The following is a 23,130-nucleotide window of genomic DNA, read 5'->3' on the forward strand; positions in this document are numbered from 1 at the left end:
CTACTGAACCGTATTACGGCAGAATAGACGGCTGGTCCGCCCCTTCTTTTTCGACCTTCTGCTGCAGCAGATGCTCGCGCTTCATGCCCAGCTTCAACGCCAGCGCGGAGGCGACGTAGATAGAAGAAGCCGTACCGATGGAGACACCGATCAGCATGGTCAGCGAGAAGCCTTCCAGAATCGGGCCGCCGAACAGGAACAGCATCAGGATCACCATCAGGGTGGTCCCGGAGGTGATCAAGGTACGGTGCAGCGTCTGGGTCAACGACACGTTGAAGATCTCGTACGGCGTACCGCGGCGGATCTTACGGAAGTTTTCACGGATACGGTCCGATACCACGATACTGTCGTTCAGCGAGTAGCCGATAACCGACATCAACGAGGCCACAATGGTCAGGTCGATCTCGATATGGAACAGCGACAGCACCCCCATGGTGATCACCACGTCGTGCGCAAGGGCGATAACCACCCCCGCCGCCAGACGCCATTCGAAGCGGAAGCCGACGTAGATCAGGATACAGACCAGCGCGGCAATCAGCGCCAGGGCGCCGGTTTGCGCAAGGTCCGCGCCGACGCTCGGGCCGACAAACTCAATACGCTTCACCGCCGCGTTCTGGCTGGTCGATTCGTTAATCACCGTCACGACCTTGCTGCCCAGCTCCTGGCTGACGTTGGCGTCATGCACCGGCGGCATACGTACCATGATGTCGCGGCTGCTGCCAAAGTTCTGCACCTGCGGCTCTTCAAAGCCCGCTTTTTGCAGAGAATCGCGCATCTGGTCCAGATCGACCGGCTTCTCAAGGGTAATTTCGATCACCGTACCGCCGGTGAAGTCGAGCCCCCAGTTAAAGCCGCGGACGCCGATGATGGCGATCGACACAATCAGCAGAAAACCTGAAATGCCGAAGGCCCAGTAGTCCCAGCGCATAAAGTCCCAGACTTTACGGCCGTGGTTCAATTGTTCAACAGTATATTCCTGTGCCACAACGCACTCCTCAGATAGACAGCTTTTTAACGCGCTTGCCGCCGTACAGCAGGTTCACGATGGCACGGGTGCCGACGATAGCGGTAAACATTGAGGTCGCGATACCGATACCGGTAGTAATCGCAAACCCTTTAATGGCACCGGTACCGACCGCGTACAGGATGATCACTTTGATAAGCGTCGTCACGTTGGCGTCGAAGATCGAGCTGAACGCGCCGCGATAACCTTCGTCAATCGCCTGCTGAACGGTACGCCCGTTGCTCAGCTCTTCTTTGATACGCTCGTTGATCAGAACGTTAGCATCGACCGCCACCGCAAGGGTTAACACGATACCCGCGATGCCCGGCATGGTCAGCGTCGCCCCCGGGATCAGGGACATAATGCCGACAATCAGCACCAGGTTGGCAATCAGCGCCGAGGTCGCAATCAGACCGAACTTCTTATAGAAGAGGATCATGAACAGGATGGAGACCACCAGGCCGGCCAGACAGGCTTCCAGACCCTGCTTGATGTTCTGCATGCCAAGGGTTGGGCCGATAGTCCGCTCTTCGACGATCTGAATCGGCGCAATCAACGCGCCGGCACGCAGCAGCAGCGACAGCTGGCGCGCTTCGTTCGGGTTGCTGATACCGGTAATACGGAAGCTGTTGCCCAGACGCGACTGGATGTTGGCGATGTTAATCACCTCTTCCTCTTTCGCCAGGATAGCGCGACCGTTGGCGTCTTTCTTACCGCTGTCTTTATACTCCACGAACAGGGTCGCCATCGGCTTGCCGATGTTGTCCTTGGTGAAGTTGGACATGATGTTACCGCCCGCGCTGTCCAGCGAGATGTTGACCTGCGGCTGGTTGTACTCATCCATGCTGGAGGTCGAGTCGGTGATATGGTCACCGGTCAGGATCACCCGCTTGTACAGCACCACCGGCTGGCCTTCACGCGTCTCTTTCACTTCCGAGTCGCCCGGCACGCGGCCTGAGGCGGCGGCGGACTGGTCCACGTTGGTATTGACCAGACGGAACTCGAGGGTCGCGGTCGCGCCAAGGATCTCCTTCGCCCGCGCGGTATCCTGGATACCCGGCAGCTCAACCACGATGCGGTCAGCGCCCTGACGCTGAACCAGCGGTTCGGCGACGCCCAGCTGGTTCACACGGTTACGCAGAATGTTAATGTTCTGCTGAACCGCATACTCACGAGCTTCTTTCAGGCGCTCATCGGTCATCACCGCTTTCAGGCTGTTGTCACCCTGAGAGGAGATCACCAGATCGCGATGGCGAGGGCTGAGATAAGAGATAGCCTGGTCGCGCGCCGCGCTGTCGCGGAAGACGATGCTCAGACCATAGTTGTCTTCCTTACGCACGGTCGCGTAAGGAATGCCTTTGTCGCGCAGCTCGCTGCGCAGGCTATCGATGTTCTGTTCCTGCAGTTTGCCTAACGCGGTGTCCATGTCGACTTCCATCAGGAAGTGCACGCCGCCGCGCAGATCAAGACCCAGCTTCATCGGCTCGGCATAGAGTGCCGCCAGCCAGCGTGGGGTTGCCGGAGCAAGGTTTAGCGCCACGACGTATTTGTCACCCAACACGGTAAGCAGCGCTTCACGCGCGCGCAGCTGGGTATCAGTGGTGTCGAAGCGCGCAAGAATAGCGCCCTCTTCCAGTGCCACAGACTTCGCGGTAATTTTTTCTTCTTGTAAAGTTTTCTGGACCTGGATCAGCGTTTGCTCACTGGCGGCGACGCCGCGCGCGCCAGTGATTTGAACAGCCGGATCCTCACCATACAGGTTGGGAAGCGCATAGATCAGGCCGACGACAATGACGACGACCAGCATGACATACTTCCACAAAGGATAACGGTTTAACACGGCAGTTCCCTTTGGGAAAAGTTAGATTACAGCGCCTTCATGGTGCCTTTCGGCAGAACGGCAGCAACGAAGTCACGTTTGATAACCACTTCAGTGGTATCGTTCAGCGCGATAGCAATGTAGCCAGTTTCCGCTACTTTGGTCACGCGACCGACCAGACCGCCGTTGGTCAGCACTTCATCACCTTTGGCGATGGAGTTCATCAGGTTCTTATGTTCCTTGGTGCGCTTCTGCTGTGGACGCAGGATCATGAAGTAAAAAATCAGACCGAACACCACCAGCATCAGAATCAGAGACATCGGGCTGCCCTGCGCCGGTGCACCCGTTGCCGCTACCGCATCAGAAATAAAAAAGCTCATTGAAATTCCCTCATTATTAAAATTAATCAACGTTCAAAGGAGGCACGGTGCGCCCCTGACGTTGGTAAAAATCGGTCACGAAGCTCTCTAATTTACCCTCTTCGATAGCCTTGCGTAAACCAGCCATTAAACGCTGATAGTAGCGCAGGTTATGAATGGTATTGAGACGCGCGCCCAATATTTCGTTGCAACGGTCAAGGTGATGCAAGTAAGCGCGTGAATAATTGCGACATGTATAGCAATCACACTCGGCGTCCAGCGGCGCGGTATCGCTTTTGTGCTTCGCGTTGCGGATTTTCACCACGCCGTCGGTGACGAACAGGTGGCCGTTACGCGCGTTGCGCGTCGGCATGACGCAGTCGAACATATCGATACCGCGACGTACCCCTTCCACCAGATCTTCCGGCTTCCCGACGCCCATCAGGTATCGTGGTTTATCGGCCGGGATCTGCGGGCAGACGTGCTCCAGAATACGGTGCATGTCTTCCTTCGGCTCGCCGACCGCCAAACCGCCGACAGCGTAGCCATCAAAGCCAATCTCTACCAGACCTTTCACCGAGATATCACGTAAATCTTCGTAAACGCTGCCCTGAATGATGCCGAACAGCGCATTTTTATTGCCAAGGCTATCGAAACGGTCGCGGCTGCGCTTCGCCCAGCGCAGAGACATTTCCATCGAGCGCTTGGCGTAATCCCAGTCCGCCGGGTACGGCGTACATTCGTCGAAGATCATCACGATATCAGAACCGAGATCGTACTGAATCTCCATGGATTTTTCCGGATCGAGGAAAATCGGATCGCCGTTGATCGGGTTACGGAAGTGGACGCCCTGCTCGGTGATCTTACGGATATCGCCAAGGCTGAACACCTGGAAGCCGCCGGAGTCGGTCAGGATCGGTCCTTTCCACTGCATAAAATCGTGCAGATCGCCGTGCAGCTTCATGATCTCCTGACCCGGGCGCAGCCACAGGTGGAAGGTGTTGCCGAGAATAATCTGCGCGCCGGTGGCTTCCACCTCTTCCGGCGTCATCCCTTTGACGGTGCCGTAGGTGCCAACGGGCATAAAGGCCGGTGTTTCCACCACGCCGCGCTCAAACACCAGGCGACCGCGGCGGGCGCGACCGTCGGTGGTATCCAGTTCAAATTTCATGCTTGCTCCTGCGTCAGAAAAACAGTCCGACGTTTTGATACTCGCCACGGAATGATTCCGTGGCTAAAAATGCGTCATGGCGTGCCAAAAGCCGGCGGGCCGGCCTTTTCAGGGACGCTCAGAAATAGCCTGCGGATTGTACGTGATAAACATCGCATCCCCGTAGCTAAAAAAGCGATATTTCTGCTCCACCGCTACCTTATAGGCGTTCATGGTGTGCTGATAACCCGCAAACGCCGACACCAGCATAATCAGTGTGGATTCAGGGAGATGGAAGTTGGTCACCAGCGCATCGATCACCTGGTACTGATAACCCGGATAGATGAAAATCTGCGTATCGTCGAAGAACGGCGCGATCAGGGCGTCTTTCGCCGCCTGCGCCGCGCTCTCCAGCGAGCGTACCGAGGTGGTGCCCACCGCGATCACGCGATTGCCGCGCGCTTTCGCCGCCAGCACCGCATCAACCACCTCCTGCGGCACTTCCGCATATTCTGAGTGCATCGTGTGCTCTTCAATGCTGTCGACGCGCACCGGCTGGAAGGTACCCGCGCCCACGTGCAGGGTGACAAACGCCATCTCAACGCCTTTAGCGCGCAGTTTGTCCAGCAGCGGTTCGTCGAAGTGCAGACCCGCAGTCGGGGCGGCTACCGCGCCCGGCCGGGTGCCGTAGACGGTTTGATAGAGCTCGCGGTCAGCGTCTTCGTCCGGGCGATCAATGTAGGGCGGCAGCGGCATATGGCCGATCCCGTTAAGGATCTCCAGCACCGGTCGCTCGTCGTTAAATTCCACTTCAAACAGCGCGCCGTGACGCGCCAGCATGGTGGCCTGAATGCTCTCGTCGTCGCCCAGCAGCAGCTCGGCGCCCGGCTTCGGCGCTTTCGAGGCGCGAATATGGGCGAGGATGCGCTTATCATCCAGCATCCGCTCCACCAGCACTTCAATCTTGCCGCCGCTGGCCTTGCGGCCGAACAGACGCGCCGGGATCACCCGGGTGTTGTTAAACACCAGCAGATCGCCGGGATTGAGCTTATCGAGGATGTCGGTGAAGGTGCCATGCGTCAGCGCGCCCGTCGGCCCGTCCAGGGAGAGTAAGCGGCAGCTACTGCGCTCAGGCATCGGATAGTGGGCGATCAGGGATTCGGGTAGTTCAAAAGCAAAATCGGTAACGCGCATGACGATAACTCAGACTGAATAAAGAGGCGGGTAGTCTAGTGCCGGGGCGGTCTGCCTGCAACCTTTACCCCTCCGGATGAATGACATAATCTATATTCCAAATCATTCCGAATGCCGCCATGCGGCAGCCGAATGCATCACCGGTGGCAGAGGGCCGCGCGCGGCCAGACAGCACGCCATCCGGGCACCGGGGCTGCCGTTCAGGGCGACGCGCAGCGCTACACCGCTCACTCTGCCCGCCAGAAAGTATTTGAAGGATGTCGTCACTATGAATTTTCTCGCCCACCTGCACCTGGCCCATCTCGCCGGCAGTTCGCTGCCCGGCAATCTGATGGCCGACTTTGTGCGCGGCAACCCGCAGGGCGACTATCCGGCGGAGATTGTTGACGGCATCTATATGCATCGGCGGATTGACGTGCTGACTGACAACCTTGCGGAAGTCAAAGAGGCGCGGGAGTGGTTTCGCCCGCAGACCCGCCGCGTCGCCCCGATCACCCTCGACGTCATGTGGGATCATTTCCTGTCGCAGCACTGGGCGCAGCTCTCCCCTGACCTACCGCTGGAGGAGTTCGTGCGCTACGCCGAGCGGCAGATCGTGCCGATCCTTCCCGACTCGCCGCCCCGCTTCGTCAATCTCAACCAATATCTGTGGTCGGAGCGCTGGCTGGAGCGCTATCAGGAGATGGATTTTATTCAGCGCGTGCTTAACGGCATGGCCAGCCGCCGCCCGCGTCTCGAGGCGCTGCGCGACTCCTGGCAGGATCTGGATACCCACTACGACCGGCTGGAGGGGCAGTTCTGGCGCTTTTATCCGCAGATGATGCGTCAGGCGAAAAACAAACAGCTGTAATCACTGCGACATTGATAGGTAAAAGCTGGCTGAACGATTGTCGGTGCCTCTTTGTGTTATTGGCGGACAGGCTCTATACTTGCCGGCGTTGCGTTTTAAATAACCTTAGTAATTACAGGAGAATCAAATGGTTCTGGTCACTCGTCAAGCGCCGGATTTTACTGCAGCCGCTGTGCTGGGTAATGGTGAGATCGTTGAGAAATTCAATTTCAAACAGCACACCAACGGTAAACCTACCGTTCTGTTCTTCTGGCCGATGGACTTCACCTTCGTTTGCCCGTCTGAGCTGATCGCGTTCGACAAACGTTACGAAGAATTCCAGAAACGCGGTGTGGAAGTGGTTGGCGTTTCCTTCGACTCCGAGTTCGTGCACAACGCATGGCGTAACACCCCGGTAGACCAGGGCGGCATCGGCCCGGTTAAATACGCGATGGTTGCTGACATCAAACGTGAAATCCAGAAAGCTTACGGTATCGAGCATCCGGACGAAGGCGTTGCCCTGCGCGGTTCCTTCCTGATCGACGCTAACGGCGTGGTTCGCCACCAGGTGGTTAACGACCTGCCGCTGGGCCGTAACATCGACGAAATGCTGCGCATGGTTGACGCGCTGCAGTTCCACGAAGAGCACGGCGAAGTTTGCCCGGCGCAGTGGGAAAAAGGAAAAGAAGGTATGGCTGCCTCTCCGGAAGGCGTTGCAAAATACCTGACCGAAAACGTCTCCAGCCTGTAATCGGCACACGTTTTTATAAAAGGCTCGCTCAGGCGGGCCTTTTTTGTTAGCGATGTCAAAATTTAGGAAAATGACCCGGCGATATTTGTGACCAGGAATACACTTCTGCCGAAAAATTTCGCTCTGCCTCTCATTTTTTCTCTGTCAAATTTCAGCGCCAAATCTCAACCACTCCATAACTCACTGAAAATCATATAAATTATTTATATGGTTTTCTGCCGGCACTTTGCCGTCGATGTGATCGCCATCAATATTTAAAACCGCGGATGTGATCTCATCCATCATTTTTATCAATGTATTTAGTCATGATTTTACTCAGGAACAGGAATACGTTCAGGAGAAGAGAATGGATATTATTTTTGACCCGACGTTAATTGCCCTGAAGCAGAATATTTCCCATGCGGAAGAGGCCATCGAACTGGCGGGTTCTTTACTCGCCAGGCGTCAGATTTGCAGCGCCGAATATGTCAGCGAGATGCTGACGGTATACGAAGATTTTGGCGCCGCCATCGTGATAGATGACGGGATTGCCATGCCGCACGCCCGCCCGGAAAAAGGGGCATTGCAGACCGGATTTTCGCTTGTCACCACCGCCAAGCCAGTGACCTTCGGCCACGATGAGTTCGATCCGGTTACCGTCGTCATCGCCATCGCCGGCGCCGATGCTGACAGTCATATCAAAATGATCCAACTGATAGCCTCGCTGATCGAGTCAGATATCGTGACCTTTCTTCAGCAGGAAACTGACGTGAATTCAGTCTTACATTTCATCCAAAAACAAATGGAGTAGTCATTATGTTAGTTATCAGAACGGTTTGTGGTAACGGTATTGGCAGTTCATTGATGGCTGCGAATAATGTGAAGAAGATCTGTGAAGAATTAGGTATCAAAGCGGACGTCGCCTCGGTCGATTTTGCTAACGCCGTCGGGGAAAAAGCCGACCTTTATGTCACGATCAAAGAACTGGCAAATCAATTTCCGGCCCACTGTCATGTCGCCATTATTCGCAGCTATGTCCATAAAGCAAAAATCGCCGAGGATATTACCGACGCGCTGATGAAAATTGCTGCGACTCACTCTTAATCAGCATAGAGGGAACGACCATGCAGGCTATTCTTAGTTTCTTAACGGAAATATTCAGTCAACCCGCTTTTTTAATGGGGCTTATCGCCTTCGTTGGCTTAGTGGCGCTGCGCTCCCCCGGCAACAAACTCCTTACCGGCACATTAAAGCCGATTTTAGGCTATTTGATGTTGAGCGCTGGCGCAGGCGTTATCGTTGCCAATCTCAACCCGTTGGGCGGCATTATCGAAGCGGGATTTAATATCCGCGGCGTTATTCCGAACAATGAAGCCATTGTCTCCGTCGCCCAGAAGATGCTGGGCGTGGAAACCATGAGTATTTTGCTGTTGGGCTTTATTTTCAATCTGATCATTGCCCGCTGCACAAAATATAAATATATCTTTCTCACCGGTCATCACTCATTCTTTCTCGCCTGCCTGTTCTCCGCCGTCCTGCAGGCGGCGGAGTTCCAGGGCTGGATGTTGATCCTGATCGGCGGATTCCTGCTGGGCTCATGGTCGGCCATCTCCCCCGCCATTGGCCAGCGTTACACCAGGCAGGTGACCGAGGACGGCGGGATCGCCATGGGCCATTTCGGCTCACTGGGCTACTACCTCTCGGCGTGGATCGCCAGCCGGACCGGTAATCCGGCAAACTCCTTCGCCGATACCGAAATCTCAGAGAAATGGGGTTTTCTGCGCGATACCACCGTCACCACCGGTATCGTGATGTTTGTCATCTACTTTGTCTGCAGCGCTGTCGCCGGGTCGGCGTACCTGAGCACCATCACCGACCAGAACATGCTGATCTTCTCCGTGCTGACCGGTCTGCAGTTCGCCGTTGGCGTAGCCATTGTCTACAACGGCGTGCGCTTGATCCTGGGCGATCTGGTGCCGGCATTCCAGGGCATCAGCCAGAAACTGATCCCGGACTCCATCCCGGCCGTTGACTGCGCGGTGTTCTTCACCTTTAGCCCCACCGCAGTGGTGGTGGGATTCATCAGCTCCTTTGTGGGCGGGCTGGTCGGGATGCTCATGCTCGGCGGACTGGGCATGGCGCTGATTATTCCCGGCATGGTGCCGCACTTCTTCTGCGGCGGTACCTCCGGGGTCTTTGCCGACAAGCTGGGCGGTAAGCGCGGTTGTATCATCGCCGCCTTTATCGGCGGGATCTTCCTGGCCTTCCTGCCGGCGATGCTGCTGCCGGCGCTCGGCAACCTCGGGTTTGAAAACAGCACCTTCGCCGATTTCGACTTCGCGGTGTGGGGCATCATTATCGGTAACGCGTTTACCCAGTTTGGCCAGGTCACTATCTACCTGATTTGTCTGGCGCTGCTCGTCGCGCTGCTGGCGCCTTTCTGCTTCCGTCAGGTACGAGTGGTGGGCAACACGCTCAGCTATGAGGAGCTTATCGCCAAGCAGAAAAATGAATAAGCGAGGTCATTTTTCCCGGCGGGACGGTCAAGCTTCCCGCCGCTGACAAATAATCAGGAGTGGTTATGGCTATTTTGTCCATTGGATTTGCTTGTTTCGATCAGTTTTTCTTTCTCAATGAATGGCCCCAGGAGAATACTAAAAACTTTTGTCATGATTTTATCGAAAGCGGCGGCGGCCCGGCGGCCAATGCGGCCTGGCTGCTGGGATTATGGGGGGAGGAGGTCTATTACATCGGCCATCTGCATCAGGATCTTTACGGTCAGCGCATTATCGATGAGTTTGCCGAAGCGGGCGTGGATACCAGCCAGGTGGTTTTCTCCGATGACATGATCACCCCGCTGGCCTCGGTGCTCGTCAATCGCTTAACGGGTTCGCGGACGATTATTACCCGCAAGATGCAAACACCGCCTTCCCTGACCTACGATCAAAAGCTCAAACTGGACGACCTCGCCGAGCGACTGATTGCCGCCGAGGAGCCAGTCACTATTTTAATTGACGGCCATGAGGCGGAAATCAGTGAATATTTAATTAAGAAACTACCCAACGCCAGAGTCGTGATGGACGGCGGGTCACTGCGTGCCAGCAATATTAAACTGGCGGCCTGGACCGACTATTTTGTGGTGAGCGAACATTTTGCCCGCGACTATATGAGCTATCGCTCTCTGAGCACCGAAGCAGAAATTAAAGCGGCGCTGATTGAGCTGAATAAAATTTGCCGCGGCGAGGCATTTATTACCCTTGGCGAAAAAGGCTGCGCTTTTTTAAAAAGCGGTATGCTGCAGATCGTTCCTTCCTGGCTGTGCAATGCCGTGGATACCACCGGAGCCGGGGATGTATTTCACGGCGCCTTCAACTATGGCGTCCACTACTCATGGCACATAGATAATATTATTTTATTTGCCAGCCTCACCGCCGCCATTTCTATTGAGAAAAAAGGGGTACGGGAATCTATGCCGGACCTGGCGGTCGTCCACCACTCGTTAAATAGCTACGAGAGAAACTTAAAGCAATATTTTGAAGAATAACTGTATTTAATAAATATCAAGAGGTGAATATGTTAGTGTCGATGAAGGACATGCTTCAGCATGCCCTGAGGGACGGCTACGCCGTCGGTCAGTTCAACATTAATAATCTGGAATGGGTTGGCGCCGTATTAAGCACCGCCCAGCAGTGCCGCTCACCGGTTATTTTGGGCGTGTCCGGCGGCACGGTTAAGCATATGCTCGGGTTAAAATGTATTCATGACATCGTGGTTAACGCCATGGAGTATTTACATATTGATGTTCCGGTGGCGCTGCATCTGGATCATGGCACCACCCGGGAGGCCTGCGAAGCGGCGATCGCCGCCGGCTTCAGTTCCATTATGTTTGATGGCTCGCATCTGCCGTTCAGGGAAAACCTGGCCATTACCCGCCACCTGGTGACGCTGGCGCACAGCAAAGGTATCTCCGTGGAGGCCGAACTGGGGACTATCGCTGGTAGCGAAGACGGCATTGTCAATTCCGAAGTCATCTATGCCGATCCGCAGGAGTGCTACACCCTGGTGACAGAAACCCAGGTGGACTGCCTCGCCGCCGCGCTGGGCTCCACCCATGGCCTGTATAAAGGCAAAGCCAGGCTGGGATTTAGCGAGATGAAAGCCATTGCCGAGCGGGTGAAGGTTCCGCTGGTACTGCATGGCGGCACCGGTATTGCCGATGAGGATATGCGCCGGGCGATTGCCTGCGGCACCGCCAAGATTAACGTTAATACCGAAAATATGTACGCCTGGTGCCAGCAGGTGAAGGCGATCTTCGCTGCCGACACCGGGCACGATGTGAACGATCCGCGGAAAGTGATCGCCCAGGGACTGCAGCCGGTACGCGAGATGATTGCCCGCCGCATGGCGCTATTTGGCTCACAGCAGCGCTATTGATGCGTGAAAGGTGGCTGAGACCTCCGCCCCTGAGCTACCGGGGCGGAGGCGTCAGGCATCAGAAGGCAAAGCAGGAGCAGCCCAGCACGCCCCAGAAGGCCTGCTCGTCGGAGACCGGGATCGACGATTTCCGCGCGATATCATGCTGATGGCCGTGAACGCCGCAGCTACCGCAGCACTGGTGCATCTGTACCATGGCGCCAATTTTAGCCGCCGCCGGCGGAGCGGAACGGTAATGGCCCGGGACCTTCGCCACCGGCGACCACTCCGGCAGCACTGGAATCGGCGGCGGCGCCAGCGGCGAGAAGTGACCGGCGGCATACACCACTTTGCCGTCAACCACCGTCAGCACCGACTCAATGCCTTTGATCTCCTCTTCCGCGACGCTGAAATAGTCCTTCGACAGCACCACCAGATCGGCAAGCTGACCGGCGGCCAGACGGCCCTTTTTCCCCTGCTCGCTGGAGAACCAGGCGCTGCCCGCCGTCCACAGCTCCAGCGCGACATCGCGCGGCAGCCGGTTGTTGTCGTCATACATCGCCATCCCGCCGACGGTGCGCCCGGATACCAGCCAGTACAGCGCGGTCCACGGGTTATAGCTGGCGACGCGGGTGGCATCGGTCCCCAACCCTACCGGTACGTCCAGCTCCAGCATTTTCGCCACCGGCGGCGTATGTTTCACCGCCTCTTTGCCGTAGCGATCGACAAAATATTCGCCCTGGAAAGCCATCCGGTGCTGCACCGCAATGCCGCCCCCCAGCGCCTTCACCCGCTCAATGTTGCGCTCGGTAATGGTCTCGGCATGGTCGAAGAACCAGTGCAGGCCGTTAAACGGAATGTCGCGGTTCACCTTCTCAAACACGTCCAGCATCCGGCTGATGGACTCGTCGTAGGTGGCATGCAGGCGGAACGGCCAGCGATGTTCCACCAGGTGGCGCACCACCCGCTCCAGCTCATCCTCCATGCCTTGCGGCAGATCCGGCCGCGGCTGCAGGAAATCTTCAAAATCCGCCGCCGAAAACACCAGCATCTCGCCGGCGCCGTTGGCGCGATAGAAGTCGGTCCCCTGCCCCGGCTTCAGCATGTCGGTCCAGCGTTCGAAGTCCTCCAGCTCCTGCTTCGGCCGCTGGGTAAACAGGTTGTAGGCGATGCGCACGGTCATTTGCTCTTTCGCATGCAGCTGTTCGATAATTTCGTAATCTTCCGGGTAGTTCTGGAAACCGCCCCCGGCGTCGATGGCGCTGGTCAGCCCCAGCCGGTTCAGCTCGCGCATAAACTGGCGGGTGGAGTTCACCTGCAGATCCAGCGGCAGCTTCGGCCCTTTGGCCAGGGTGGCGTAGAGGATCATGGCGTTTGGTTTGGCGATCAGCATCCCGGTCGGGTTGCCGTGGCTATCGCGGACGATCTCGCCGCCCGCCGGATCCGGCGTCTCTTTGGTATATCCCACAGCTTTCAGCGCCGCGCGGTTCAGCAGCGCGCGATCGTAGAGATGCAGCACAAACACCGGCGTATCGGGCGCCGCGTCGTTTAGCTCTTCCAGGGTCGGCATCCGTCGTTCGGCGAACTGGAATTCGCTCCAGCCGCCGACCACCCGCACCCACTGCGGGGAGGGTGTGCGATCCGCCTGCTCCTTGAGCATTCGCAGCGCATCGGCCAGCGAGGGCACCCCCTCCCAGCGGAGCTCAAGGTTGTAGTTCAATCCACCGCGGATCAGGTGCAGGTGAGAATCGTTGAGGCCCGGGATCACCGTATGCCCTTTGAGATCGACGATCTGCGTCCCCTCGGCGGCAAAGCTCATGATCCGATCGTGGCTTCCGGTGGCAACAATTTTTCCGTCGGCGATGGCCACGGCTTCCGCCAGCGGATTCGCGCGATCGAGGGTATGAATCTGGCCGTGGGTCAGAATCAGTGTGGCAGTTTGCGACATAACGCACTCCTTGGGGAGGCTGACTCAGTTTTTCTTCAACCAGCCAGCAAACAGGCGGGTCACGATGGGCATCCAGAACCAGACCACCAGCGCAACCACGCAGGCATCATTGATCAGGTGCAGCAGCAGGCTCCCCTTAAGCGACGGCAACAGCATGCCGGTCACCGCCGGCACCAGGTTGGTGCTGGGGAAAATCACCAGCAGGGTGATCAGAAACTGTTTCCAGCGCCGCGGCTGGCGCACATTCGCCACCGGCGGGGTAAACCAGAAGGCCGGTTCGGTCCGCACCTCCGTCCGATCGCCCTCCGTCAGCAGCGGGGCAATCTCCGCCACCAGCTGACGACGGGTTTCCGACTGCGTCCAGGCGTAGAGATGCTCCAGGGTGTCGAAGCGGATAATCACGCTCCACAGATTCTGCCCTGCGGCGGGCCGGATCACATTTGCCCCGAGATGGCCGGGAAATTCAGCCGCGATGGGCATAATTTTGCCGAGCCACTCTTCGTAGCGCTGGCCGTGTTGCGGATCGAGCAGATGGCTGATGACCAGGGTCACCGATTTTTGCTGCGCCATAAAGAGTTCCTTGCTTCAGGGGAATGGCAGGATTGCTCCTGCCATTAGCGATAAATGGCTCTGCACAACATCATTCATGCTGCGTCGGGGCGGACAAACGCAGCCAACAAAGAGGCAGCTTGAAGGATGAAGTGAGTTACGCTTTACGCTCTGGCGCGCCGTGCACCATGGTATAAGCGTAATCCACGCCCATCCCGTAGGCGCCGCTGTGTTCGCGCACCAGGTCCATGACCGCATCGTAAGTCGCTTTGCGCGACCAGTCGCGCTGGTACTCCAGCAACACCTGCTGCCAGGTCACCGGCACCGCACCCGCCTGCACCATCCGGTCAATAGAACGCTCATGGGCGTCGACAGAAGTACCGCCGGAGGTATCGGTGACCACATACACTTCGTAGCCCGCTTCCAGGGCCATCAGCGCCGGAAACGTCAGGCAGACTTCGGTCCACAGAGCGGAGATCACCAGCTTTTTACGGCCGGTCGCTTTCACCGCCGCGACGAAGGCATCGTCTTCCCAGGAGTTCATTGAAGTACGCTCAATCGGCTTGACGTCAGGATGCACGGCCAATAATTCCGGCCAGATATAACCGCTGAAGCTTTTGGTCTCTACGGAAGTGTAAATCACCGGTACATTAAAAATTTTGCCGGCTTTGGCCAGCGCCACGGTGTTATTTTTGAGGGTCTGGCGATCGATATTCGCCACGCCAAATGACATTTGTGGTTGATGATCAATAAAGATAAGGGCGGAATTAGTGGGATCGAGCAGTTCACGAATAGACATTAAATACCTTCTTAATCAATTAGTTAAAAAGATGACATGATGGTTAATGCGTCGTGTAGATCCTGACTGATAAAGCATGGTGAGTATAGCCAGTTATTTCTAACAAGTTATTAAAGTTTTTTTGTGATTTATATTTTGTCAGCGGTTAGTATTGACTCACGCCAGCTTTCATCAAATTTTTACGTCAAACTGTTCTGATTTATTCACTGGCATTGATTATTGCGCTTAGGTACAACAAGGGAAAATAAATTAATGGAAACCCCTGATGCGCGTAAACTTTGATGTTCTGATGATCCTTGATGCGCTGGACCGACACGGATCCTTCGCCACCGCCGCGGAGTCGCTGTATAAAACCCCCGCCGCGCTGAGCTATATGATCCAGAAGCTGGAGAACGATCTGGACATTGTCTTATTGGATCGCTCCGGTCACCGGGCGAAGTTTACCGATACCGGGCGATTGATGCTCGAGAAAGGACGCCAGCTGTTGAGCGCCGCCAGAGATCTGGAAAAGCAGGCCCAGCAGCTAAGCGCCGGCTGGGAGCGAGAGCTGGCGATCGCCCTCGACGCCTCGTTTCCCTTTTCAGCCCTGCTGCCGCTGATCGCCGAGTTCTACGCGCAAAACCCGCAGACGCGGCTGAACTTCAGTCATCACACCCTCGCCGGTTCGTGGGAAGAGCTGACCCACCATGGCGCGGATATTATCCTCGGCGCCATCAATGAGCCGCCTACCTCCGCCGAGTGGTCATGGCAAACCCTCGGCGCGCTGGATAACATTTTCGTGGTCGCCCCGGCCCACCCGCTGGCCGGCGCGGAAGCGCCGCTCAGCAATAAGCAGCTCAGCCAGCACCGGGCGGTAGTGATCCGCGACAGCGCCCGCTATTGCCATCCGCTGAACAGCAACCTGCTTGATGAACAACCGCAAATCGGCGTCGATGATTTCGCCAGCAAAGTCGAACTGCTGTGCGCCGGGCTGGGATGCGGCTTTCTGCCGCGTCATATCGCCCGCCCGTGGCTGGAAAAAGGCTGTCTGGTGGAGAAAAGCGTCGCCGGCTGGCGGGAAAAAGATATCACCTACATGGCCTGGCGCAGCGGGAATGACGGGCTGGCTCAGCGCTGGTGGCGGGAGGCGCTCCTCCGCGACGACCTGCTGAGCCAGCTCTATCGTTAACGGCCGGACCAGACGCAGGCGGAGATAGCCGGGAGGGTCAGCACCCCGTCATGGAAGGCGCCGGCGCCTTCCTGCTGCGTCCAGGCCCCCACGTCCAGCAGCGGCGAATCCTCGATAACCACCTCGCAGGCTTCGCCGCGGTTAATCGCCACCAGCACCCGCTGCTGTTTATAGACGCGGACAAACACCACCACGTTATCCTCGGCGTAAATCACCTGGCAGCCGCCGTAGCGCAGCGCCTGCTGGGCTTTACGCAGTTTCGCCATCCGCTGATACAGCGCCAGCAGCTGGGTATCCTGCAGCGCCGGATCCCACGGGAACGGTTTACGGCAGAACGGATCGTTATTACCATCTACGCCCACCTCATCGCCGTAGTAGATACACGGTACCCCGGGCCAGCTGAACAGCCACACCACCGCCAGCGGCAGGCGCGCTACGTCTTTGCCAAGGAGAGATTTAAAACGCGCTGTATCATGGCTGTCGAGCTGATTGAACATCCGTAGCTGCTGCTGATGCGACAGCCCGGCGCGATAATTATCCATCCACGCCATACAGGTCTGGGCGTCTATCTTCTGCGGATCGTAAGAGATATCGGTATTGGCAAGGAATCCCCAGATCGGGAAGGTGAAGCCGCGGTAGTTCATTGCCGAATCTTCGGCATCCGCCTGCAGCCACTGGCGCGCGTCGCCAAAATGTTCGCCAAAGACAAAGGCTTCTGGCTGCGTTTGCTTCGCCGCCTGGGTGATGCCGGCGATATGCCGCAGGTTATTTCGCGCCCCGCCGCCTTCGCCGAGCATATGCACCACGTCCAGACGCCAGCCGTCCATGCTCCACGGCGCCTTCAGCCAGTGGCGTACGATGCTGTCCTCGCCGGCATAGATCTCGTTGACCAGGCTGGTCGACCGATAGTCGAGCTTCGGCAGACTGGCATAACCCAGCCAGTTGTGCGCCTGCCCCTCCCCGGAGAAGGTAAACCAGTCGCGCCACGGGGAGTCCGGATGATGGCCGGCGCCGCCGCTGCCCTGCTGGTGACGGTCGAACCAGGGATGGGAATCGCCGGTATGGTTGAACACGCCGTCGAGGATCATGCGCATTCCCGCCCGCTGGGTGTTATGGCGCAAGCGGAGCAGCGCCGCATCGCCGCCAAACTGCGGATCGACGCGCCGATAATCCTCCGTGTCATATTTATGCACGCTGGGGGCGGCAAAGACCGGGTTCAGATACAGGGCGGTCACGCCGAGCTGCTTCAGATACGGCAGTTTTTCGCTGATGCCGTCGAGATCGCCGCCGTAGAACGTCGATCCGCCCGCCTCGCCGGTAAGCGGTTCATCCCACGCCTTGCGTACAATCTCCCGTCCCGCCGCGTGATGGTAATAGACCGCGTCCTGTTCGCCGTCACGCGCAGCGCTGCGGGCAAAGCGATCGGGGAAAATCTGATAGAAAACCTGATCGGCCACCCACTGCGGGCCGGCGTCCGGCAGGTCGACGGCGAACTGCTCCAGCCTCGCCGGCGGAAAACGGCTGAAGCCCTGCGGCGTAAACCAGCGCTGATGGTCGGCCCACAGCAGCTTAAAGCTGTAGCGGCGGCGCGGCTGACCGCTGGCGAGATGGATTTCACCGCGCCATGCCACCACCCCCGGCCTCGGCGCCTGGCGGAGGCGCTGCATCGGCAGCGACAGCTCTTCGTTATCTTCTTCCGCGCGCAGCGTGATCCGCTGCGGCAGCGACTCACCGCTTAACCACAGGGTAATAAACAGTCGGTCCTGTTGCACCTTGATAAAGGGTGCAACCGGAAGGTGCCATGCCTTCAACATCGTGAATCCTCATTGTGCAGAATGGGCACACCTTGCCATAGCCGTCAGGCGCAGAACTCATCGTCACAGGATTTTTTGGGGGAGGATAACGGGGGAGGACGCGGGTCGGCAAGCCGCCCCGGTCGCGCGATGCTGACCGGGGCGATGTCGATTACTGAGCCTGCGCCAGGCGGCGCTCGCGACGGGTCTTAAAGACCCAGCCCAGCAGCAGCAGCGCAATCCACGCCATACCGACATACAACGAAATGCGGGTGTCCGGATGATAGCCGATCAGGGCGATAATAAACGCCAGGAACACCAGGCCGACAACCGTGGTCGCCACCCCGCCGGGGACTTTGAATTTCAGGGCCTTGACCTCCTCTGGCGACAGACGGCGGCGGAAGGCAATCTGCGACAGCAGGATCATAATCCACACCCACACGGTGGCGAAAGTGGCCAGCGAGGCGATCACCAGGAAGACGTTTTCCGGCATGATGTAATTGAGGTATACCGCAAACAGCAGCGCAATGGTCATCACCATCACCGTCACCCACGGAATACCGCGACGCGAGGTTTTGGCGAACACCTTCGGCGCGCTCCCCTGCTCGGCCATGCCGTGCAGCATACGGCCCACGCCGAACACGTCGGAGTTAATCGCCGACAGCGAGGCCGTCAGGACCACGAAGTTAAGAATGCTGGCCGCGAAGGTAATGCCCAGATGCTGGAAGGTCAGGACAAAAGGGCTGCCGTCGGTACCCACCTGGTTCCACGGATAGATAGACATAATGACGAACAGCGTGCCGACATAGAACACCAGAATGCGCATCGGCACCGAGTTGATGGCGCGTGGAATGGATTTCTCCGGATCTTTCGCCTCACCGGCGGTAATGCCGATGATTTCGATACCGCCGTAGGCGAACATCACCATCTGCAGCGACATCACCATTCCCAGCCAACCGTTGCTGAAGAAGCCGCCGTTGCTCCACAGGTTATGAATCCCCGTCGGCTGGCCGCCGTTGCCGATCCCCCAGATAATGATGCCGAACCCGGCGAGGATCATGATGATGATGGTGGCCACTTTGAAGAACGAGAACCAGAACTCCAGCTCGCCAAACACCTTGACGCTCATCAGGTTGACGGCGCAGATGATCAGCACCACGCTGAGCACCCAGATCCAGTGCGGCACCGTCGGGAACCAGACGCCCATGTAGATCCCGAAGGCGGTGACGTCGGCGATGGCGACAATCAGGATTTCAAAGCAGTAGGTCCAGCCGGTGATATACCCCGCCAGTCCGCCGAGGTTTTCCTGGGCATAGCGGGAGAATGAGCTGGCGGAAGGGTTATGCACCGACATCTCACCGAGCGCGCGCATAATGATATATGCCGCGACGCCGCCGATAATGTAGGCCAACAGTACGCTGGGTCCGGCCATTTTAATCGCGTCGGCTGAACCGTAAAAAAGCCCGGTGCCGATGGCGGAACCCAGGGCCATAAAGCGAATGTGCCGGGTGCTTAGCCCGCGCTTAAGCTTGTTACTACTTTCCATCGTGGTTTTTCAATGCCGTTTAACACAAAAAATAAAAAACCACGGAACCCGAAGTCCCGTGGTTAAACGCTTGTCCTCAACGCCGGTTAGTGCGCGCTGGAGGTCACCTGACGTCCGGCGGCACGGTCCCAGATCACCGCGAGAATTGCCATCACGGCGGTCGGCATCAGCCAGGCCAGGCCCTGCTCCGCCAGCGGCAGACGCGCGGTCCAGGCCGGCAGGATAGCGGCAAACGCCGATGACTTAATCCCGTCAATGATACCAAACATCAGACTGATAAACATGGCCGGCGCGATAACACGGGACGAATTATGCCACCAACTGCGGGTAAAGCTTAATACAACCAGTGCGATACACGGCGGGTAGATAGCGGTCAGCACCGGAATCGACACCTGAATCAGGTGGCTCAGACCGAGGTTGGAGACCGCCATCGAGAACAGGCCGAGGATAAAGACCAGCGTGCGATAGGAGAACGGCAGATACTGGGCAAAGAATTCGGCGCAGGCGCAGGTCAGGCCCACCGCCGTCACCAGGCAGGCGATGAAGATCAGCGCCGCCAGCAGGAAGCTGCCCGCCCCGCCGAAGGTATGCTGCACGTAGGCGTGGAGGATCGCCGCGCCGTTAGCGGACTGGTCCACGAGGGTGGCGCTATCCGAGCCCAGACGGAACAGCGCCAGATAGAGCAGGGTCAGACCGACGCCTGCCATCAGGCCCGCCCAGACGGTGTAGCGGGTCAACAGACGCGCTTCGCTGACGCCGCGGGAGCGTGCGGCATTGACAATCACGATCCCGAACACCATCGCGCCGAGGGTGTCCATGGTCAGGTAGCCGTTGACGAAGCCATTGGAGAATGGCGCGGTACGATACGCTTCCAGCGCGTCGCTGATCGGGCCTGCCGGCCAGACAATAGCGGCGACCGCCAGCACAATCAGGGCGATAATTTTCAGCGGCGCCAGGAAGTTGCCCACCGTATCCAGCAGTTTGCCCGGATAGAGCGAGACCAGGATCACCAGCGCGAAGTAGATAACGCTGTAGATCAGCAGCGGCAGCGGGCCGTCGCCGGTCAGCGGCGCAATCCCGACTTCAAAAGAGACGGTCGCGGTGCGCGGGGTCGCGAACAGCGGTCCCACCGCGAGATAACACACCACCGCCAGCAGGATACCAGCCACTTTACCAATCGGGGTGCTCAGGCTTTCAACGCCGCCGCCGACTTTCGCCAGCGCCACCACCGTCAGCACCGGCAGACCCACCGCGGTGATCAGGAAGCCGATCGCCGCCGTCCAGACGTGCTCGCCCGCCTGTAAGCCAACCATCGGCGGGAAAATAATGTTGCCTGCGCCAACGAACAACGCGAAGGTCATAAAGCCCAACGCTATGATGTCGCGAGATTTTAACTGATGGGTCATAAATTCATTACTGCCTGTGGATGTGGTGTTGTAAAAAAATGGAAAAATACCGCGCTACCCTCTCAGGGACGATACAGCGGCGATTGCCGGTAAACTCAGCGAGATATGCTCCCGAAGCGGCGTGGGAAAGAATTGTTTTTGGTATTACCACGCAAAAGCAGTCTGTCATCGACTACGCAGGCGCAATTTAAACGCTTATAACGTTTTAAAGCAAGGCACGATCGCAAAAGCAGATGATTATGCTGGTTATCAGTTTCACGCCAGAATCATTTACCATATTGATGGAAAACCCGTGGCTTATCATGCGAACAAAAAAGCAGCGCGCGTTCATTAAATAGGCGAGAGAAAAACGACTGCCAGGGAAAATGACCAGCCGAAGCTGGTCATTGGCAAGATAAGCTGACAGCGCGCCGCTCAGGCGTCATTTCTGGCAATTAATCGTTCCGGGAGCAGGAAGCTAAAACGGGTTCCCTTGCCCACCGTGCTGTCGATCTCCAGCCGGCTGTCATGATGGTTGACCGCGTGTTTGACGATCGCCAGCCCCAGGCCGCTGCCCCCGGTTTGCCGGGAGCGAGCCTTATCCACCCGATAGAAGCGCTCGGTCAGACGGGGAATATGCTCCGGCGCAATGCCCGGCCCATTATCCTCGACGCTGAACAGCGCCCCCTGGGGCGTTCGCTGCCAGCTGACGCGAATTTCGGTGCCCGGCGGGGTGTGGTTCACCGCGTTATAGACCAGGTTAGAAATGGCGCTGCGCAGTTGTTCCTCGTTGCCCAGCACCTTGAGCTGCTCATCGACGGTAAAAATCAGCGTCTGCTTATCCTGGCTGAGGGTCTGCGCCTCGCGCTCCACGACCCGCAGCATCATCGGCACGTCGATGCGGTCATTCATCGCCAGCGCCGGCGCCGCTTCAATACGCGACAGCGTGAGCAACTGCTTCACCAGCCCCTCCATACGCTGGGTTTGCTCACGCATGGTGTGCAGGGCTTTTTCACGGGTCGCCCCTTCCAGCACCTGCTCCTGCATCATCTCCAGATAGCCCTGCAGCACCGTCAGCGGGGTGCGCAGCTCATGGCTGACGTTGGCGAAAAAGTTACGCCGCGCCCCTTCCAGCTGATGCATCTGCGTCACGTCGCGCGCCACCATCAACCACTGTTTGTCGCTGTAGGGCATCACGCGAATTTCCAGATGACGGGCATTATTCAGCACCAGATTGAGCGGCTTTGAAAAATCACGCTGTTTCAGGTAGTTGGCGAACTCAGGATAGCGCAGAAGGTTAAGAATGTTTTGCCCACTGTCGTCCGGCCAGCGCAGGTTTAAAATCTGCTGCGCCAGGCCGTTACACCAGAAAATGGCCCCCTCTTCCGTGGTCAGGACCACCGCGTCCGGCAGGGATTCCGCCCCGCTGCGAAAGCGCTTGATCAGGCTTCCCAGCTCACGTCGACGCTTTTTATTACGCATCTGCATCTGGTGCAGACCATACAGCAGCGGCTCCCAGCTGCCGCGGCCGGGCGGAGGGGTCATGCTCCGGTCCACCCACAGCCACCACGACAGGCGCATCAAATTCCAGAAATGCCAAATCAACAAACCGGTCACTGCCGCCAGTAAAAACCACGGCAAATGACCCACAAACGCCCCCAGAATCAGGGCCGGAATACACGCTAAAAAGAGCTCCAGCGCCAGCCTTTTCCATGACAGCCGTTCCAGCACGGGTCACACTCCTGTCAAAATTCAGAAACGGGCGGAGAAACGATACCCCGTGCCGCGAACCGTTTGCACCATGCGATCATGGCCACTGTGTTCCAGCGCTTTACGCAGGCGGCGAATATGGACGTCTACCGTGCGGTCTTCCACATAGACGTTGGTTCCCCAGACGTGGTTCAGCAGTTGCTCGCGGCTGTACACCCGCTCCGGATGGGTCATAAAGAAGTGCAATAATTTAAATTCCGTTGGCCCCATGTCCAGCGGACTTTCGCCGGTCATCACCCGGTGCGATGAGGGATCGAGGCTCAGCCCCTGCATTTCAATCACCTCTTCCACCGCCATCGGCGAAATACGGCGCATCACCGCTTTGATTCGCGCCACCAGCTCCTTCGGTGAGAAAGGCTTGGTAATGTAGTCGTCCGCCCCGGTCTCCAGGCCGCGAACGCGATCCTCTTCTTCTCCGCGCGCGGTCAGCATCACCACCGGAATATCCCGAGTCATCGCCTCGCGCTTGAGCAGCTTAATAAACTGCAGCCCCGAACCGCCCGGCAGCATCCAGTCAAGGAGAATCAAATCAGGCCAGGGTTCATTGAGTTGATTCACCGCGCTGTCATAATCTTCCGCTTCGACAGGCTGAAAGCCATTTTGCTCCAGAACAAAGCAGACCATTTCGCGGATTGGAGCTTCATCTTCAACGACCAGAATTCTTCTCGCCATTAT

At 57.5% G+C, this 23,130-nt stretch carries 22 protein-coding genes and 1 pseudogene; 8 read left to right on the plus strand and 15 right to left on the minus strand.

All coding sequences use genetic code 11. The annotated features are described in order from the left end of the window. Positions 1-13 precede the first annotated feature (13 nt). The 6 genes and pseudogenes from secF to ABLX76_RS08370 form a co-directional block, all read right to left on the minus strand. Entirely contained in the window at positions 14-985 is a 972-nt protein-coding gene (secF, locus tag ABLX76_RS08345) for a protein translocase subunit SecF (protein WP_008805371.1), read from the minus strand. Between the two features lie 10 nt (positions 986-995). Then, a complete protein-coding gene (gene secD / locus ABLX76_RS08350) occupies positions 996-2,843 on the minus strand; it encodes a protein translocase subunit SecD (protein WP_008805370.1) in 1,848 nt (615 codons plus the stop codon). Positions 2,844-2,869: 26 nt separating this feature from the next. Then, positions 2,870-3,202: a preprotein translocase subunit YajC gene (yajC, locus tag ABLX76_RS08355; RefSeq protein ID WP_002890398.1), complete on the minus strand. Its 333-nt coding sequence runs from the start codon at positions 3,200-3,202 to the stop codon at positions 2,870-2,872. A gap of 22 nt (positions 3,203-3,224) precedes the next feature. Beyond that, positions 3,225-4,352 (minus strand): tRNA guanosine(34) transglycosylase Tgt, encoded by a 1,128-nt coding sequence (gene tgt, locus ABLX76_RS08360; protein WP_002890395.1) that lies wholly within the window; start codon positions 4,350-4,352, stop codon positions 3,225-3,227. A 108-nt stretch (positions 4,353-4,460) separates the two neighbouring features. Further along, positions 4,461-5,525 carry a tRNA preQ1(34) S-adenosylmethionine ribosyltransferase-isomerase QueA gene (gene queA, locus ABLX76_RS08365; protein ID WP_004204841.1) on the minus strand — a complete coding sequence of 355 codons (1,065 nt, stop codon included), beginning with the start codon at positions 5,523-5,525 and terminating at the stop codon, positions 4,461-4,463. Between the two features lie 64 nt (positions 5,526-5,589). Continuing rightward, positions 5,590-5,705: pseudogene (locus ABLX76_RS08370) on the minus strand (hypothetical protein). Between the two features lie 88 nt (positions 5,706-5,793). Here ABLX76_RS08370 and acpH point away from each other — a divergent pair. Together acpH and ABLX76_RS08380 are read left to right on the plus strand one after the other, a co-directional pair. Beyond that, on the plus strand, positions 5,794-6,375 hold the full coding sequence (acpH, locus tag ABLX76_RS08375; RefSeq protein ID WP_065882833.1) for an ACP phosphodiesterase: 582 nt from the start codon (positions 5,794-5,796) through the stop codon (positions 6,373-6,375). A gap of 127 nt (positions 6,376-6,502) precedes the next feature. After that, positions 6,503-7,105, plus strand: coding sequence for a peroxiredoxin (locus tag ABLX76_RS08380; protein ID WP_004178733.1), 603 nt, complete (start codon positions 6,503-6,505; stop codon positions 7,103-7,105). A gap of 180 nt (positions 7,106-7,285) precedes the next feature. Here ABLX76_RS08380 and ABLX76_RS08385 read toward each other — a convergent pair whose 3' ends face one another. Then, a complete protein-coding gene (locus ABLX76_RS08385) occupies positions 7,286-7,396 on the minus strand; it encodes a hypothetical protein (protein ID WP_065882852.1) in 111 nt (36 codons plus the stop codon). A gap of 55 nt (positions 7,397-7,451) precedes the next feature. On the opposite strand from ABLX76_RS08385, the gene ABLX76_RS08390 reads away from it, so the two are divergent. The 5 genes from ABLX76_RS08390 (at position 7,452) to fba (ending at position 11,518) form a co-directional block, all read left to right on the plus strand. Further along, a complete protein-coding gene (locus ABLX76_RS08390; protein WP_065882834.1) occupies positions 7,452-7,895 on the plus strand; it encodes a PTS sugar transporter subunit IIA in 444 nt (147 codons plus the stop codon). A gap of 5 nt (positions 7,896-7,900) precedes the next feature. Further along, complete coding sequence (locus ABLX76_RS08395) at positions 7,901-8,188, plus strand: PTS sugar transporter subunit IIB (protein WP_017898931.1); 288 nt, start codon at positions 7,901-7,903, stop codon at positions 8,186-8,188. Between the two features lie 20 nt (positions 8,189-8,208). Beyond that, entirely contained in the window at positions 8,209-9,600 is a 1,392-nt protein-coding gene (locus tag ABLX76_RS08400) for a PTS ascorbate transporter subunit IIC (RefSeq protein ID WP_032453580.1), read from the plus strand. Between the two features lie 65 nt (positions 9,601-9,665). Then, positions 9,666-10,628, plus strand: coding sequence for a PfkB family carbohydrate kinase (locus ABLX76_RS08405; RefSeq protein WP_348874420.1), 963 nt, complete (start codon positions 9,666-9,668; stop codon positions 10,626-10,628). A gap of 35 nt (positions 10,629-10,663) precedes the next feature. After that, the gene (fba, locus tag ABLX76_RS08410; protein ID WP_072199152.1) at positions 10,664-11,518 is read left to right on the plus strand and encodes a class II fructose-1,6-bisphosphate aldolase; all 855 of its coding nucleotides are present in this window, start codon (positions 10,664-10,666) and stop codon (positions 11,516-11,518) included. Positions 11,519-11,576: 58 nt separating this feature from the next. Here fba and ABLX76_RS08415 read toward each other — a convergent pair whose 3' ends face one another. The 3 genes from ABLX76_RS08415 to ABLX76_RS08425 form a co-directional block, all read right to left on the minus strand. Beyond that, on the minus strand, positions 11,577-13,445 hold the full coding sequence (locus ABLX76_RS08415; protein WP_317590543.1) for an amidohydrolase: 1,869 nt from the start codon (positions 13,443-13,445) through the stop codon (positions 11,577-11,579). A gap of 24 nt (positions 13,446-13,469) precedes the next feature. Then, positions 13,470-14,015 carry an antibiotic biosynthesis monooxygenase gene (locus ABLX76_RS08420; RefSeq protein WP_023288586.1) on the minus strand — a complete coding sequence of 182 codons (546 nt, stop codon included), beginning with the start codon at positions 14,013-14,015 and terminating at the stop codon, positions 13,470-13,472. 136 nt (positions 14,016-14,151) lie between these two features. Continuing rightward, complete coding sequence (locus ABLX76_RS08425) at positions 14,152-14,793, minus strand: hydrolase (protein ID WP_002890357.1); 642 nt, start codon at positions 14,791-14,793, stop codon at positions 14,152-14,154. A 265-nt stretch (positions 14,794-15,058) separates the two neighbouring features. Between ABLX76_RS08425 and ABLX76_RS08430 the strand changes: the two genes are divergently transcribed. After that, on the plus strand, positions 15,059-15,961 hold the full coding sequence (locus ABLX76_RS08430) for a LysR substrate-binding domain-containing protein (RefSeq protein WP_348874421.1): 903 nt from the start codon (positions 15,059-15,061) through the stop codon (positions 15,959-15,961). On the opposite strand, the gene malZ is transcribed toward ABLX76_RS08430, so the two are convergent. The 5 genes from malZ to phoB all read right to left on the minus strand — a co-directional run bounded on the left by malZ (position 15,958) and on the right by phoB (position 23,127). After that, entirely contained in the window at positions 15,958-17,775 is a 1,818-nt protein-coding gene (gene malZ, locus ABLX76_RS08435; protein ID WP_348874422.1) for a maltodextrin glucosidase, read from the minus strand. The two genes, ABLX76_RS08430 and malZ, sit on opposite strands and share 4 nt — an antisense overlap. A 151-nt stretch (positions 17,776-17,926) precedes the next feature. Beyond that, a complete protein-coding gene (gene proY / locus ABLX76_RS08440) occupies positions 17,927-19,300 on the minus strand; it encodes a proline-specific permease ProY (RefSeq protein WP_023288583.1) in 1,374 nt (457 codons plus the stop codon). Positions 19,301-19,386: 86 nt separating this feature from the next. Continuing rightward, positions 19,387-20,706 carry a branched-chain amino acid transporter carrier protein BrnQ gene (gene brnQ / locus ABLX76_RS08445; RefSeq protein WP_023288582.1) on the minus strand — a complete coding sequence of 440 codons (1,320 nt, stop codon included), beginning with the start codon at positions 20,704-20,706 and terminating at the stop codon, positions 19,387-19,389. A 414-nt stretch (positions 20,707-21,120) separates the two neighbouring features. Next, positions 21,121-22,416: a phosphate regulon sensor histidine kinase PhoR gene (gene phoR, locus ABLX76_RS08450; RefSeq protein ID WP_023288581.1), complete on the minus strand. Its 1,296-nt coding sequence runs from the start codon at positions 22,414-22,416 to the stop codon at positions 21,121-21,123. 21 nt (positions 22,417-22,437) lie between these two features. Continuing rightward, positions 22,438-23,127, minus strand: a complete 690-nt coding sequence (gene phoB / locus ABLX76_RS08455; RefSeq protein WP_004204861.1) for a phosphate response regulator transcription factor PhoB — start codon at positions 23,125-23,127, stop codon at positions 22,438-22,440. Positions 23,128-23,130: the final 3 nt, after the last annotated feature.

The organism is Klebsiella sp. JB_Kp004, from assembly GCF_040065795.1.
Lineage (GTDB): Bacteria > Pseudomonadota > Gammaproteobacteria > Enterobacterales > Enterobacteriaceae > Klebsiella > Klebsiella quasipneumoniae.

Coding starts and splice junctions, on each gene's coding strand:
- yajC (WP_002890398.1), bottom strand. CDS start 3,202: ATGAGCTTTTTTATTTCTGATGCGGTAGCGGCAACGGGTGCACCGGCG.
- tgt (WP_002890395.1), bottom strand. CDS start 4,352: ATGAAATTTGAACTGGATACCACCGACGGTCGCGCCCGCCGCGGTCGC.
- queA (WP_004204841.1), bottom strand. CDS start 5,525: ATGCGCGTTACCGATTTTGCTTTTGAACTACCCGAATCCCTGATCGCC.
- acpH (WP_065882833.1), top strand. CDS start 5,794: ATGAATTTTCTCGCCCACCTGCACCTGGCCCATCTCGCCGGCAGTTCG.
- ABLX76_RS08380 (WP_004178733.1), top strand. CDS start 6,503: ATGGTTCTGGTCACTCGTCAAGCGCCGGATTTTACTGCAGCCGCTGTG.
- ABLX76_RS08390 (WP_065882834.1), top strand. CDS start 7,452: ATGGATATTATTTTTGACCCGACGTTAATTGCCCTGAAGCAGAATATT.
- ABLX76_RS08395 (WP_017898931.1), top strand. CDS start 7,901: ATGTTAGTTATCAGAACGGTTTGTGGTAACGGTATTGGCAGTTCATTG.
- ABLX76_RS08400 (WP_032453580.1), top strand. CDS start 8,209: ATGCAGGCTATTCTTAGTTTCTTAACGGAAATATTCAGTCAACCCGCT.
- ABLX76_RS08405 (WP_348874420.1), top strand. CDS start 9,666: ATGGCTATTTTGTCCATTGGATTTGCTTGTTTCGATCAGTTTTTCTTT.
- ABLX76_RS08415 (WP_317590543.1), bottom strand. CDS start 13,445: ATGTCGCAAACTGCCACACTGATTCTGACCCACGGCCAGATTCATACC.
- ABLX76_RS08420 (WP_023288586.1), bottom strand. CDS start 14,015: ATGGCGCAGCAAAAATCGGTGACCCTGGTCATCAGCCATCTGCTCGAT.
- ABLX76_RS08425 (WP_002890357.1), bottom strand. CDS start 14,793: ATGTCTATTCGTGAACTGCTCGATCCCACTAATTCCGCCCTTATCTTT.
- ABLX76_RS08430 (WP_348874421.1), top strand. CDS start 15,059: ATGCGCGTAAACTTTGATGTTCTGATGATCCTTGATGCGCTGGACCGA.
- malZ (WP_348874422.1), bottom strand. CDS start 17,775: ATGTTGAAGGCATGGCACCTTCCGGTTGCACCCTTTATCAAGGTGCAA.
- proY (WP_023288583.1), bottom strand. CDS start 19,300: ATGGAAAGTAGTAACAAGCTTAAGCGCGGGCTAAGCACCCGGCACATT.
- brnQ (WP_023288582.1), bottom strand. CDS start 20,706: ATGACCCATCAGTTAAAATCTCGCGACATCATAGCGTTGGGCTTTATG.
- phoB (WP_004204861.1), bottom strand. CDS start 23,127: ATGGCGAGAAGAATTCTGGTCGTTGAAGATGAAGCTCCAATCCGCGAA.